At 74.4% G+C, this 12998-nt stretch carries 14 protein-coding genes; 1 reads left to right on the top strand and 13 read right to left on the bottom strand.

The genetic code is table 11. The annotated features are described in order from the left end of the window. Positions 1 to 149: 149 nt before the first annotated feature. The gene (locus ACA514_RS29120) at positions 150 to 1622 is read left to right on the top strand and encodes an LCP family protein (RefSeq protein ID WP_375044441.1); all 1473 of its coding nucleotides are present in this window, start codon (positions 150 to 152) and stop codon (positions 1620 to 1622) included. Positions 1623 to 1637: 15 nt separating this feature from the next. Here ACA514_RS29120 and ACA514_RS29115 read toward each other — a convergent pair whose 3' ends face one another. The 13 genes from ACA514_RS29115 to ACA514_RS29055 all read right to left on the bottom strand — a co-directional run bounded on the left by ACA514_RS29115 (position 1638) and on the right by ACA514_RS29055 (position 12995). Then, entirely contained in the window at positions 1638 to 2258 is a 621-nt protein-coding gene (locus tag ACA514_RS29115) for a prepilin peptidase (protein ID WP_375044440.1), read from the bottom strand. A 141-nt stretch (positions 2259 to 2399) separates the two neighbouring features. Next, entirely contained in the window at positions 2400 to 4031 is a 1632-nt protein-coding gene (locus ACA514_RS29110; protein WP_375044439.1) for a substrate-binding domain-containing protein, read from the bottom strand. Positions 4032 to 4591: 560 nt separating this feature from the next. After that, complete coding sequence (locus tag ACA514_RS29105) at positions 4592 to 5008, bottom strand: hypothetical protein (protein ID WP_375044438.1); 417 nt, start codon at positions 5006 to 5008, stop codon at positions 4592 to 4594. Positions 5009 to 5017: 9 nt separating this feature from the next. Continuing rightward, on the bottom strand, positions 5018 to 5473 hold the full coding sequence (locus ACA514_RS29100) for a DUF3592 domain-containing protein (RefSeq protein ID WP_375044437.1): 456 nt from the start codon (positions 5471 to 5473) through the stop codon (positions 5018 to 5020). Then, positions 5470 to 6030: a hypothetical protein gene (locus ACA514_RS29095; RefSeq protein WP_375044436.1), complete on the bottom strand. Its 561-nt coding sequence runs from the start codon at positions 6028 to 6030 to the stop codon at positions 5470 to 5472. Before ACA514_RS29095 ends, ACA514_RS29100 begins: the two co-directional genes overlap by 4 nt. Then, on the bottom strand, positions 6009 to 7556 hold the full coding sequence (locus tag ACA514_RS29090) for a hypothetical protein (protein ID WP_375044435.1): 1548 nt from the start codon (positions 7554 to 7556) through the stop codon (positions 6009 to 6011). The genes ACA514_RS29095 and ACA514_RS29090 overlap by 22 nt, the downstream gene beginning before the upstream one ends. A 64-nt stretch (positions 7557 to 7620) precedes the next feature. Then, positions 7621 to 8778: a C40 family peptidase gene (locus tag ACA514_RS29085; protein ID WP_375044434.1), complete on the bottom strand. Its 1158-nt coding sequence runs from the start codon at positions 8776 to 8778 to the stop codon at positions 7621 to 7623. Next, positions 8775 to 9416, bottom strand: a complete 642-nt coding sequence (locus ACA514_RS29080; RefSeq protein ID WP_375044433.1) for a prepilin peptidase — start codon at positions 9414 to 9416, stop codon at positions 8775 to 8777. The genes ACA514_RS29085 and ACA514_RS29080 overlap by 4 nt, the downstream gene beginning before the upstream one ends. 13 nt (positions 9417 to 9429) lie before the next feature. Then, on the bottom strand, positions 9430 to 9705 hold the full coding sequence (locus tag ACA514_RS29075; RefSeq protein ID WP_375044432.1) for a hypothetical protein: 276 nt from the start codon (positions 9703 to 9705) through the stop codon (positions 9430 to 9432). Positions 9706 to 9756: 51 nt separating this feature from the next. Continuing rightward, positions 9757 to 9984, bottom strand: coding sequence for a hypothetical protein (locus ACA514_RS29070; RefSeq protein ID WP_375044431.1), 228 nt, complete (start codon positions 9982 to 9984; stop codon positions 9757 to 9759). 187 nt (positions 9985 to 10171) lie between these two features. Then, complete coding sequence (locus tag ACA514_RS29065) at positions 10172 to 10837, bottom strand: response regulator (RefSeq protein ID WP_375044430.1); 666 nt, start codon at positions 10835 to 10837, stop codon at positions 10172 to 10174. After that, entirely contained in the window at positions 10838 to 11980 is a 1143-nt protein-coding gene (locus ACA514_RS29060) for a sensor histidine kinase (RefSeq protein WP_375044429.1), read from the bottom strand. Positions 11981 to 12095: 115 nt separating this feature from the next. Beyond that, positions 12096 to 12995, bottom strand: a complete 900-nt coding sequence (locus ACA514_RS29055; protein ID WP_375044428.1) for a type II secretion system F family protein — start codon at positions 12993 to 12995, stop codon at positions 12096 to 12098. Positions 12996 to 12998: the final 3 nt, after the last annotated feature.

The raw sequence follows: 12998 nt of genomic DNA, 5'->3' as shown, positions 1-12998 counted from the left end.
GGATCCGGGCCACATTCCGGCCGCCGATGTCAACAGATCGGGCGTATCGCGCATCAAACAAGAGAATGTACGAGCCTCCCGCCCCTCTCTAGACTGACGGACCCTCCCAGACCACGCGCCCCCCACCGGGCCAGCCCGAAACTGGACGAATGAGCGACAACGACCCCGGCCGCGACGACCTCGCGGGGGACACCGCCGCCCACGGAACCGACGCCTCCCCGAACCCCGAGGACGGCGCCGCGCCCGGCCGCGCCGTCGCGGCGCACGCGCGCCGCCGCCGGTTCCTGCGCTGGGCCGCGATCGGCACGGCGGCGGTGGTCGTGGTCGGCGGCGCCGGCGCGGCCTGGCTCTACCACGACATCGTCGGCGGCATCGACCAGAAGCACGTCGGCGGGAAGCTCGGCACGGACCGGCCGAAGAAGCTCAACAAGTCGCTCAACGTCCTGCTGCTCGGATCCGACACCCGCGCGGGCGACAACGCCCAGTACGCCGCCGACGGCGTGACCGGCGCCCGCTCGGACACCGCGATCCTGCTGCACCTGTCGCCCAACCGCGACCAGGCGGTCGGCATCAGCTTCCCCCGCGACTCGATGGTGAAGATCCCCGCCTGCGAGAAGGACGGCGGCGGCACCGTCCCCGCCCAGTTCGGCATGCTGAACTCGGCGTTCGCCCTGGCCGGGCCCACCTGCACGTGGAAGACGCTGGAGGGCCTCACCGGCATCCACATCGACCACTTCGTGCAGATCGACTTCTCCGGCTTCAAGCGGATGGTGGACGCGCTCGGCGGCGTCCAGATCTGCGTCGACAAGCCCGTCGACGACCCGCGCGCGGAGCTGCACCTCAAGGCCGGAAAGCAGACCGTCAAGGGGACGCAGGCCCTCGGCTACGTGCGGGCCCGCTACTCCCTCGGCAACGGCTCCGACCTCGAGCGCATCCAGCGGCAGCAGAAGTTCATGGCCGCGGTCGTCGACAAGGCCACCAGCGGCTCGGTGCTCACCGACCCGGCGAAGACCTACAAGTTCCTCAAGGCCGCGACGAAGTCGATGACGACCGACGACGGCCTCGACCTGGCCACCATGAAGAAGCTCGCGGACGGGCTCAAGGGAATGGACGCCGGGAAGGTCCGGTTCGTCACGGTCCCGGTCGAGGGCTACGCCCCGGACCCCAACCGCGTCCAGTGGAACGCCGCGCAGGCCCGGCCGATGTTCGACGCGATCCGGCACGACAACGACCTGCCCGCCGAACCGGCGAAGCCCGCCCCGGCCGGGCAGGCGCCGCTGTCCCCGGGCAAGGTCGAGGTCACCGTGGTCGCGGCGGGCGCCAAGAAGGCGGCCGTCGCGCGCGTCGTCCGGCGGCTCCGCGAGCGCGGCTTCAAGGTCGCCGCGAAGACGGAGAAGGCCGCGCCCGCCGCCGACAGCCGCCTCGTCTACAACCCGTCCGCCGAGGCCCAGGCGTCGGCGCTGGCCGGCGACGTGCCCGACGCGCTGCTCACCGCGGACGGCTCCGCGCCGGGCGGCGGCGTCCGGCTCGTCGTCGGCACGAAGGGAGTCCGCGTCGCCCCGGCCGCCATCAACAAGATCAAGGGGGGCGTCAAGGCCGGGCAGCAGAACCCCTGCGCGTGACCGGCGCCCGCCGGCTCACCCGGCGGCCCACAGCACCGCCACGAGCGTCCCGGCGAGCATCGGGGGGCCGAACGGGAACTCGCCCTTGCGGGTCCGGCGGACGATCATCACCCCGACGGCGATGGTGCCGCCGACCAGGTACGTCACCAGCAGGCCGGTCACGCAGGCGCGCATCCCGAACCAGCCGAGGCACAGCCCGAGCACGCCCGCCAGCTTGACGTCCCCGAACCCGACCCCGGACGGGACCAGGATCGCCTGGACGGCGAACAGCGCGAACCCCGCCGCCATGCCGATGAGCGCGTGCCCGAACCGGCTCGGCCCGTCGCCGGTGAAGGGCACGGCGACGGCCAGCAGCGCCGCGACGACGCCGTAGGACGGCAGGGTGAACCGGTCCGGCAGCCGCTGGACCCGCACGTCGACGAAGGCCAGCAGGGTGCCGACGGCGGCGAGGTACAGCAGCGCGGCGAGGGCGGCCCCCGTCCCGGCCCGCCATCCGATCGCCCCGAACACGGCCGCGGTGACCAGCCCCATGGCCAGCCGCCGCGACCACGGGACGCCGCCGGTGAACGGGGCCGCCAGCGGAGCCAGCAGGAGGCCGGCGGCGAGCCCGACCGGGAGCAGCACCAACGCGACCATCGCACCTCGCCCGTTCCGGCACCCTGAGGGAGTCCCGGGCACGATAACCCGCCCCGGCCGCGCGCGGACCCCGATCGGCCCGCCCGCGGACTCCGAGCGGCCCCTGCCCGCCGGTCAGCCGACGGGGGCCCTGTCCGCCGGTCAGCCGACCGGGCACTGGCGCGGGTCGTCGCAGATCTTCAGCGCGGCCGACTGCTGGAACAGCTCGTGGATCTGCCGCGGGTCGCGGATCTGGTACGCGGCACCGCCGGTGGCCTGCGCGATCCGCTGCAGCGCGCCGAGGTCGACGCCCGGCCCGAACCCGAGGCCCACGACCTGCACCGGACGGCTCGCGTCGTACTCCGCCTTCAGCTGCGACAGCAGCGCCTGCTCCGACAGGCCGCCCGCGAAGTCGTTCCTCCCGTCGGTCAGCACCAGCACGATATTGATCATGTCGCCGCGGTAGCCGGCCTTGACGTTGCGGTACGCGGCGAGCACCGAGTCGTACAGGCCGGTGTCCCCGTCGGGCTTCGCCCGCATCCGGCCGAGCGCCTGCTGCATCGCGGCGCGATGCGTGAGCCCTCCGTCCGCCGCGCCGAGCCGTCCGACGGGGACGAGTTCCTTGTACGGGCGCCGGCCGTCCATTCCGGTGGAGAACGCCCACAGCCCCATGTCGGCGGAGTCCGGCAGGAGGGACATCCCCTTCTCGACCTCGCCCGTGGTCACCGCCATCCGCGACCGCCGCGTCCCCTGCACCTGCTCCAGCATCGAACCCGACACGTCGATCACGGTCAGCATGCGGGTACCGAGATGCATCCGCCGCCACATCTCCAGCGCCTCGCTGACCGCGCCCGGCGCCGCGGGCGGCGTCCGCGGCAGCGCCGCGACGCCCGTCACCGCCGACACGCCCTTCGCCGCACCGCCGCCCGCCGGACGCAGGCCCGCCTTCGCCAGCGCGTCCGCGCCCGCCCGCGACCGGACGTCCGCCAGGAACCGCCGGGCCGCGTCCGCCTTCCTCCCCGGCGCGGCGACCAGCGGGAAGTCCAGGCTCATGGTCCCGTCCGCCGGCAGCACCGCCCGGACGGGCGCGCCGCCCGCCGCCGCGTGCCGCCAGACCGCCTGCTCCGGCACCGCCAGCACCGGCGTGCTCCCGCCGCCGAACCGGACCAGCCCGTCGAACGCCGCCGCCTCGCCCTGCGCGGACCCGTCCACGCTCTGCGCGGACTGCAGGATCCCGGTGAACCCGGCGATGGCCTTGTCCCCCGTCCCCGCCGCCTGCTTCGCCATCAGCAGCGCGACCATGCCGGCCGCGTTCTCCTCCGGCGCGGGCAGCCGCAGGGACGCGTTCCCGCCCGGCGCCATCGCGCGCCACGACAGCGCGCCCGGCGCCGCGTCCCTCGCCACCGCGAACACCACCGGCGAACTGGCGACCGAGCCGACCGGCCTCGGCGGCACGGTGCCCGTCCGCTCGGCGGTCCGGCCCGCGATCTCCAGCCACAGCGACGAGTCCAGGACGTAGGCGTCCGCGCGCGCCTGCGCGGCGGACCGGTCACCGCCCAGCGCCAGCGCCATGGCCGACGAGGGCAGCGTGTTCGTGGTCACCTCGACGCAGCGCCCGTCCACCTCGTGGTCCGCGTCGTTGAACCGCCGGGCCAGCGCCGTCACCGCGGGCGCCACCGCCGGGTCGGCCGCCACGTTCAGCGCGAGCCGCCCCCCGCAACCGCCGCCGGCGAGCGCCCGCACCCCGGCCAGCAACGCCACCACCAGCAACGCCGCGACCCCCACGACGAGCACCAGCGGAGGCCGCCGCCTCCGCCCGCCCGCGCCATGCCCTCCCGCCTGCCGGACGACCCGTGGCCCCGCGAACCCTGGGCCACCGCCGGCCGGCGCCCCGATCACCGGAGGCGACGCGCCTCCGACCACGGGCGCGACAGGCTTGTCGGGCGGGATTCCGGGGCCGAGCATCCCGGCCTGGCTGGGCGGGCCGCCGGCCACCAGCACGGACGCGGGCATCTCGTCCGGCGCCGCAACGCCGAAGGGCGCGGGCTGTGCCGTGGCGACCGGTTGGGAAGCCTCGGGGGCGGCCGGTGGTGCCGGGGCGTCCGGCGATGGCGGAGCAGCAGGCGTTTCATCAGGCACTGCCGGGCCCGGCTCGACGGCGGGCGCCGGTTCATCGGGCGGTGGCTCGACGGTGGACGGGGGTGGAGGGCTGCTCTGCGCGGGTGCGGAGAAGCCCGGGAGGTCCAGCGGGAGAGGCGGGAGGTCGGCACCGTCTTCAGGAGGCATGGTGCCGTCATTGAAACGAGAGGGACGGTGGGGGCACATGGGCCTCGAGGCCCAATCGGGGGCCTAATTCAGTACAGCGAGGTGCTCGCGCGGGCCGGCCGGCGGAGGCCGAGAAGGGCTCCGGCGACGAGGGCGCAGAGGGCGGCGAGCACGCCGAGCGGCGCGGGGACGTGCTCGATGGGGCGGACGTTCGCCAGGACGGCGGGGACGGACGGGCCCAGGACCGTCAGAAGCGGCAGGGCGACGGGCCCGGACACGCCGGCGCGGCGCAGGCGGGGGCCGATGAGGCGGGCCGCGAGCGCGCCGACGAGGAGCTGCACGAGGACGGCCGCGGCGGCGGACGTCCAGTAGAAGGCGTCCGAGGAGGCGAGGTCCGGTGCGGCGAAGGCGGCCGCGGCCACGACGACGGCGAGCGCGACGAGGACGGCCAGGGCGGCGGACGCGGCGAGCAGCACCGTCGTGGCGACGCGGCGGCGGTCGGGCATGGGTCTCCTTCAGCGGGCGGCGAACCAGGTGACGACGGCCCCGATGAGCAGCAGCGCGGCGGCGGACGTCCAGGCGGGCGCGGTGCCGAGGTCGAGGCGGGCGCGGGCGGGGTCGCGGGGGTCGTAGCGGACGGCCATCGGGTCGGCCGGCCGGCGGCGGGGACGGCCGGACTCGGTGACGACGTGGTCGCGGCCGTCCGCCGAGGTGAAGCGGACGGTCAGCGTGTACTCCCAGCCGGACGGCTCGACGCCCTCGCCTTCGCAGGCCAGGACGGTCCCGGTCGCGCGGGCGGGGGTGCGGCGGCGGGCGGAGAGGTCGGCGGCGACGGTGAGCGGCGCGAGCAGGAGCAGGGCGGGCCCGGCCACCAGCGGCACCGCCCGGCCGGGGGAAGCGAGGTCGAGGAGGCGGAGCGCCGCCCATGCGGCGACGGCCGCGAGGGCGACGGCGGTGATGCGGCGCCTCATCGTCCTTCCTCCAGCCGGAACGATCCGAGGATCGCGGGGACCCGGGCGGCGGCGGTACCGCGATCGGGCGAACGGATCATGAATTCGAGCAGCGTCCGCCGCCCGGTGAGGACGTAGAGGCCGGTCAGGTGCATGGGGGTGCGGGTCCCGTCGGCCGAGGTGATCTCGTAGCGGGCCTCGACGCGGCGGGCGCCGGCGCCGTCGAGGCCGGTCCGGCGGACGGCGGTGAGGTGGTAGCCGTTCAGCAGGGCGAGCCCGCGGAACTGGGCGAGCTGCCCGTCGAGGGTGCCGGTGTAGCGGTCGCGGCGGCCCAGATGGATCTGGCCGTCGTCGACGCCGGACGGCAGTTCGGGGCCGTCGACGTCGAGGGCGGGCGCGCCGCCGTCCTCGGTGCCGGGGCGGAGCGTCCAGCCGGACGGGTAGGCGAACGCGTAGGCGTCGGCGCGGTGCTCGCGGAAACCCGCCGGGACGGGCGGGGCGTCGTCGTGGTGCGCGGAGCAGCCGGCGAGGGCGAGGACGAGGGTCGCGCAGGCGGTCAGCCGAGGCAGCGCTTCCACGGCACCCATCCCTCCCCCGGCTTGTAGTACTGGGCCCCGGTGAGGGTGTTGGCCTGGTGTTCGCTGGAGGTCTCGAACAGGCCGCCGAGCTTCCTCTTCCCCGCGGTCTCGCCCTTGGCGTCGAGCTTGCCCGTGTCGCCGGTGACGTCGTAGGTCAGCCGGGACATCCGTCCGCCGCCGCCGTCGAAGTAGTCGTCGAGGGCGCCGTCGTCGCCGGTCCGCTGGTAGTCCTCCATGGCCTGCCGGTCCTGGGGGTCGGAGTAGTCGAGGGTCTTGTCGGTGACGGTGCGCTCGGAGCTGAGGATCCACTGCCCTCCGGCGGTCAGCTCGCCCTTGTCGCCTTCGAGGGACCCCTTCGCCTTCCCGTCGGCACGGAAGTAGATGACGTTCTGGGAGTTCGAGGTCTTGGTGAGGCCGAGCGGGTTGCCGTCCTTGTCCTCGGTGTAGGCCCAGGTGGTCTGGCCGCGGTGCTTGACGTTCAGGCCGACGTTGGGGTCGACCCGGATCTGTCCCTTGATCTTCTCGGTCTCGGCCGGGGTCAGCTCGATGCCCTTGGCGCCGGCGCGCTTGCCGATCTCGTTCACCGCGAGGGTCAGGGCGTCGGCGGCCCCGGCGGCGGCGCGCTCGCGGGTGCCCTTCGGCAGCGCCTTCCAGATGTCGCCCAGGTCGACGAGAAGCCCGATCTCGGCCTCGCCCTTCTCCGTGTAGTAGGTGGTGCGCTCCCCGGTCTTGCGGTCGGTGCGGGTGCCGTCGATGAGCCAGCCGCGCGCCTTGAACGGCAGTTTCACCTTCCACAGGTTCAACTCGCCCTTGAACCCCCCGGTCGGGCCGCCCTCCTGGTAATCGGCGGACGGCTCCTTTTCGGGCTCACTGCCGCCGATCCAGCGGTCGTAGTACTTGCCGACCCACGGGGCCTTGCCGACCAGCCAGGAGAGACCGCCGGTGACCGGGTTGGTGCGGACGACGAATTTCGCGGTGTTGCCGATGCGGTGGTCGACGAGGTCGTCGAAGAACTTCTTCGCCTCCTTCTCGCCGTCGAAGGAGTACACCGTTCCGTTGGTGAACTGCCCGCCGCCCCAGATGCCGAACTTGCCGAATCCGAAGTCGAGGTCGGGGCTCGCGGCCGCCCCCTCACCCCAGGTGAAGTCGGTGACCTCCCAGGTCGATTTCCCGTCCGGCCCGACCCGGCGGGTGAGCTGGACGGTACCGCGGCTGTTCGTCCGCACGTTGATGCGGGCCGGAATCGTCACGGTCTCTTCGAGGTACTTCGTCTCGATGCCCGTCGTGCACGCGGTGGTGGGCTCGTCGGGGTCGGTCCGGCCGCCGCGCCCGCCGCCTCCCGCGCAGGCGTCGCCGAGGTGCATCCGGTGCAGCGCCCGGCAGACCGCGTCACTGGTCCGACCTGGGATGCCGAGGACGAAGAGCGACGCGCAGAGCGCCGCGACGAGCGCCAGGATCCCGGCGTACTCCGGGACGGACGCGCCCCGGTCGGCGGGACCGCCGCGGCGGCGCTGGAAGGGGGACACGTCCCGAAGATTCGCACCGCCGAGCCATTTTGGAATGAGCCCGCAGGCCCAATCACGGGCCCATTCATCCCGCGTACGGCCGGCGGAAACCGACGGCGTTGGTATAGGTGTTGTAGCGGACCGTCGCGCCGGTGTGCGGGGCTTCGATCATCGTGTGGGCGGCGGGATCGACCACCAGTCCGACATGTTCGGGGCCGCGCGGCCCCATACGGAAGAACACCAGGTCGCCCGCTTTTTCCTGGCCCGGCGGAATGCCCTGCCCGAATCGCCATTGGTCATAGGTGACGCGGGGAATGGAGATCCCGGCGGCACGATAGGCCATCTGCACGAGGGACGAGCAGTCGCAGTTCCCCATCGTGGCGGTGGCGCGGCTCGGGGACGTGCATGTTCCGCCCCACTGGTACCAGGTGCCGAGCTGCGCCTCGGCGAACGCGATGGCGCGGCGGATCATTTCCGGCGTCCCGGCGGGCAGCGGGCCCGGCGGTGGCATTCCGCCCCCGTATCCGATGTTCTGGTACGGGAAGCCGTTGTAGGCGACGTCGCTCTCCTTGTCGACGAGCCGGAGTTTGAACTTCTTCTTCAGGGCCGCCGCGTCGCCGCCCGGCCATGCGACGGCGCCGTCGCACACCAGCCGGGCCGGGGCCGTCGGCTGCTCCTCGGGCGCCGACTCCCCCGGCGGGACCGGGGAGAACTCGTAGGTGCAGTCGGGCACGACGAGCCGGGCAACCGCGACCGCGTTCCCGACCCGTCCGATGCCCTTCTTGCCGCTGCTGTCGGTGCACAGGTGGCGGCCGTGGCGCAGGTCGTCCTTCTCCTGCTCGGTCAGCTCGCCGTCCTTCTTGAGCTGGCAGTCGGCGGTGACGGCCTTGACCTTCGCGTACGTCCCGTCCAGGCCGGTGAGATGCACCTTGCCGTCGACGCGCGTCCCGTTGTCGCGCGCGTAGCGTCCGGCCGCGTTCTGCGGGGCGTCGTCGGCGAGCAGCCAGGCGCCGAGGCCCGCGGGCGGGGTCCCGGACAGCGCCATCTCCACCAGCCGCAGCCGGAGCGGTTCGAGCGCGCCGAGGGCCGCGGCGTCGGCGCCGCGCTGCGCCCGGGTGCGCATGTCACCGGCCTGCGCGACGCGGCTGAACAGCAGGACGGCCGCGAGCAGGCACAGCGCCATCCCGACGACCAGGATGGTGGTCGCGGCGCCGTCGTCGCCCCCCGCGCGCGCCCGGCTCACCGTGCGAACCAGCCGCCGAACAGCACGCCCGTCAGCGCGCCCGCCAGCATGAACGGGCCGTAGGGCAGTTCGTCCTTGCGTTCGGCGCGGCCGAGGAGCAGCCACGTCACGCTGTACACGCCGCCGTAGAGGAAACCGGCGACCACGCCCGTCACCCATGCCGCCTCACCGAGCCAACCGAGGTAAAGGCCGAGGACACCGGCCAGTTTCACGTCGCCGCCGCCCATCGCGTGCGGCAGCAGGAAGTGCTGGACGAAGTAGAACGCCCACAGCACCGCCATCCCGGCCAGCGCGTGCGCGAGCCTGGCGGCGCCGTGCGCGGTGACCGGGACGGCCGCCGCCAGCAGCGCGACCCCGATCGGGTAGGACGGCAGCGTGAGGGCGTTCGGCAGCCGCTTCACGGCGGCGTCGATCACCGCGAGCAGGACGCCCGCGACGCCGAGGTAGGCGAACGCCACGAGGTCCGCGCGGGCGCCGAGCCGGGCCGCCAGCGCCGCGAGCACCGCGCCGGTCAGCACGGCGATGCCGGCACGGGCACGCGGCGCGAGCGGGCCCCGGTAGACGGCCGCGACCGGTGCCGCCACCCAGCCGGCCGCCGCCCCCGCGACCGCCGCCCCCGCGGCGACCGCACCGCCCATCAGGCCCCGCCCATCAGTCGCCGCCCTCGCCGCCCGGGTCGCCCTCGAAGATCTGCTTGAGCGCGTCCTCGACCGCCTTGGTGACCGTGTCGACGATCCCGAGGCTGTAGAGCCCGGCGATGATCGCGGCGACCAGGATCAGCATCCCGGCCCACTCGAAAATGTCGGCCCCGCGGTCGTCGGGGTTCTTGAGCCGTTCGACGCGGCCCCGGAAGAAGAGCACGGCCCGCTCACCGGCGGCCTGGATCGACGACCGCGACCGCACGTAGGCGGGAAGCAGCGCGTTCATGATGAACCTCCTGAATTCTGTGGCACCGAAGGGGCGGTCACGGCCGCGCCCTCACCAGGGACAGAGGTCGACGTGCTTGGCGACCTGGCAGGAGTCGTGGCCGCCTCCGTCGCCCCCGCCACCACCACCGGCGTCGCCCTTGAAGACGCCGCTCATCGCCTTGTCGACCCCGCCGGTGGTGGTGTCGACGATGCCGAGGCCGTAGAGCCCGGCGATGACGGCGGCCACCAGGATGAGCATTCCGGCCCACTCGAAGATGTCGGCTCCCCGGTCGTCCAAGAGCTCTTTCCGCATCGCGGGCGAAATCATCGCGGTCCTTTCCGGCGGGCATTCCCTGGGATCGGGATGTGGACCCTCGTCGTCATACGGCCACAAAAATATTGAGCCGGCCGCGCCATTCCCAGGGCCCGCCGTCCCAATTGCGGACCCGGTCCCGTGGGCCCAGGGGGCCGGTGCCCGCCGGACGTCACAGGTCGCCGGACGTACCGATCCAGCGGGCGATCGCGGCGCCGCGGGAGGTGACGCCGAGCTTGGCGTAGATACGGTTGACGTGGTTCTTCACCGTCTTCTCCGCCAGGAACAGCCGTCCCGCGATCTCGCCGTTCGACGCGCCCCGCACGATGAGCCGCATCACCTCGGCCTCCCGCGCCGACAGGCCGAACCCGCCGTGCGGGGCGTCCGGCGGCGTCCGGGACCCGGGAGCCGCCGGCTCGGACGCCTCCCGGACGGCTCCCACCAGCGCGGACACCGCCGCGGGCGACAGCGGGTGCGCGCCGCCGGCGGCGTTGTGCACGGCGGCGATCAACTCGTCCGCGGTGAACGCGCCGTGCACGAGATAGCCCGTCGCGCCCTTGCCGAGCGCGGCCCGCACGGTGCCGGGGTCGTCGGTGTAGGTCAGCATGAGCACCGGGGCGAGCGGGCTGATCTCCGCCGCGGCGGCGACGCCGTCCATGAGCGGCATCCGCACGTCCAGCAGCACCAGATCGGGGCGCAGCCGGGCGGTGAGCTCCACGGCCCGCCGCCCGTCGCCCGCCTCCCCGACGACCTCGATGCCGTGCGCCTCCAGCAGCGACACCAGACCGGACCGGACGACCACGTTGTCATCGGCGACGAGGACACGCGTCGCGCCCACTCAGCCCACCTCCGCCGGCATGTCCGCGCCGCCGCGTCCGGCCGGCTCGGCCGCGACCCGAACGAGCAGGGTGGTGCCCTCGCCGGGTTCGGAGCGGACGAGCGCGGTGCCGCCCGCCCGCTCGGCGCGCTCGTACAGGCCGACCAGGCCGTAGCTGCCGGCGCGCGCGTAGTCGTCCAGCGCCGCCGTGCGGAACCCGCGCCCGTCGTCGCGCACCGTCAGGACGACGTCTCCCGCCGCCCGCGCGAGCCGGACGGTCACGTGCGCGGCGCCCGCGTGCCGCTCCACGTTGGCGAGCGCCTCGCCGAGGATGGCGAGCACCTCGTGCCGGGCGCGCTGCGGGAGCCCGGCGTCGCCGGCGACGTCCGCCTGGACGTCCACGCCCGTCCGCGCGGACCAGGCCGCGCAGGCGGCCCGCACCGCGTCGGGCAGCGGCGCCGCGGCGGTGGCGTCGCGCAGATCGGTCAGCAGGCCGCGCGCCTCGCGGGACGCGGTCTCGGCCGCGTCCGCCAGCCGGGCCGCCTCCCGCTCGGCGCGCTCGGGCGCCGTCCGGATCCACGCGGGCAGCGCCGACGCCGCGAGCGCGACGCCGCGCAGCGTCTTGGCGAGCGAGTCGTGCATCTCCCTGGCCAGCCGGGCGCGCTCCTCGGCGGCGGCCGCCATGCCCTCCGCGGCGACCCGCGCGTCCTCCACCGCCGCCTGCTCCTCGAACAGCCGCCGCAGCGCCACGCCCGCGAACCCGACGAGCGGGTAGTAGGCGGGCTGGCCGGCCAGCGCCTCGAACGTGCCGACGTCGGCGTGCGGGACGGCGAACGTGACGAAGTACCCGGCGATCTGCACCACGGACACGATCAGCATGCCCGGCCACCGGTACAGCAGCCCCGCCGCCGCCGCGGTCGCCACCGTGGACAGGAAGAACGGCCCGGACGGCCCGCACACCGCCAGCACCGCGAACCCGAGGCACAGGTCGAGCGCGACGAGCAGCGGATGGTCGAGCAGCCGCCGGACGATCCGGTTCACCTGCCGGGAGACCAGCCACGACAGCAGCCCGACGCACGCCACCATGACGAACGTCGCGACCGTCAGCCCGCGCACCGCCAGGACGAGCAGCGTGATCGCCGCCATCAGCATCCGCACCTGCATGAGCAGCCGGAACGCCGCGTCGATCCGCGACCGCGCCCCCGCACCGGCTTCGCCGGGTACGGCATTGCCCGAGGGGGGACGACCCCCCGCACCCCCCGGACCGGCTTCGCCGTATTCAGTGGCCGAGGACGGCACCGAGATCAGCTCCCGAGCTGTAGAAGAGCGCGCCCAGCACCACGAGGATCAGCGCGGGCAGGGTGAGCGCGGTGGTGACGGCGGTGACCTGCGGGGTCGTCCGCTGCGCCTTGCGCCGCGCCCACTGCGCCGACTCCCGGCGCATGTCGGTGGCGATGTCGATCAGGGTGGTGGCGAGCGGGGCGCCCAGCTCCTCGGCCTGCAGGACCGCGGTGACGAACTGGCTCAGCATCTCCGACCGGTTGCGGCGGCGCAGGTCCTCGAACGCCTCCCGGCGGGACGTGCCGAGCTCCATCTGCCGCAGCGCGATCGTGAACTCCTCCGCCAGCGGCCCCGGCATGCTGTCCACGACCCGGGCCAGCGAGTGCCGGAACCCCATGCCCGCCGACACCGTCACGGCGAGGACGTCCAGGAAGTCGGGCATGCCGCGCTGCATCTCGTCGCGGCGGGCGCGGGCCCGGCCGAGCAGGAGCAGCTCGTTCTGGAAGATCCCGGCGAGGCAGATCAGCCCCATCGGGACCTGCCCCGCGCTGATCAACAGCACCCCGAGCGAGCCGAACAGGACCGCGTACCCGGCGGTGATCCGCGCGTACGACTCGACCGTCATGCCGCCGGGACGCCCCGCCGCGTCGATCCGCTCGCGGATCCGGCGGTGCCAGGGGGCGAGGGCGGTCATCAGGGGGCGGCCGAAGGGCCGGCCGAGCCGCCCGGCCAGCCGGTTCAGCCCGAACACCTCGCCCCGCCCGGACCGCGCGGCGGGCCCCGGGGCGGTCGCGGCCAGCGCCGATCCCGAGATCCGCTCCCCGCCGGTGAGCAGCACGAAGCCCCAGGCCGCGAGCAGCACGCTGAGCGCGGCGCCGGCCGCCAGCACGATGATCATCTG

The organism is Actinomadura sp. NTSP31 (assembly GCF_041951385.1).
Taxonomy (GTDB): domain Bacteria; phylum Actinomycetota; class Actinomycetes; order Streptosporangiales; family Streptosporangiaceae; genus Spirillospora; species Spirillospora napierensis.
The sequence above is the reverse complement of the archived record's forward strand: the minus strand, read 5'-3'. Positions and strand labels throughout refer to the sequence as shown.

Bases quoted from the DNA above. Each gene is read 5' to 3' on its own strand.
- ACA514_RS29120 (WP_375044441.1), top strand. From the start codon at position 150: ATGAGCGACAACGACCCCGGCCGCGACGACCTCGCGGGGGACACCGCC.
- ACA514_RS29115 (WP_375044440.1), bottom strand. From the start codon at position 2,258: ATGGTCGCGTTGGTGCTGCTCCCGGTCGGGCTCGCCGCCGGCCTCCTG.
- ACA514_RS29105 (WP_375044438.1), bottom strand. From the start codon at position 5,008: ATGCCCGACCGCCGCCGCGTCGCCACGACGGTGCTGCTCGCCGCGTCC.
- ACA514_RS29100 (WP_375044437.1), bottom strand. From the start codon at position 5,473: ATGAGGCGCCGCATCACCGCCGTCGCCCTCGCGGCCGTCGCCGCATGG.
- ACA514_RS29080 (WP_375044433.1), bottom strand. From the start codon at position 9,416: ATGGGCGGTGCGGTCGCCGCGGGGGCGGCGGTCGCGGGGGCGGCGGCC.
- ACA514_RS29075 (WP_375044432.1), bottom strand. From the start codon at position 9,705: ATGAACGCGCTGCTTCCCGCCTACGTGCGGTCGCGGTCGTCGATCCAG.
- ACA514_RS29060 (WP_375044429.1), bottom strand. From the start codon at position 11,980: ATGCAGGTGCGGATGCTGATGGCGGCGATCACGCTGCTCGTCCTGGCG.
- ACA514_RS29055 (WP_375044428.1), bottom strand. From the start codon at position 12,995: ATGATCATCGTGCTGGCGGCCGGCGCCGCGCTCAGCGTGCTGCTCGCG.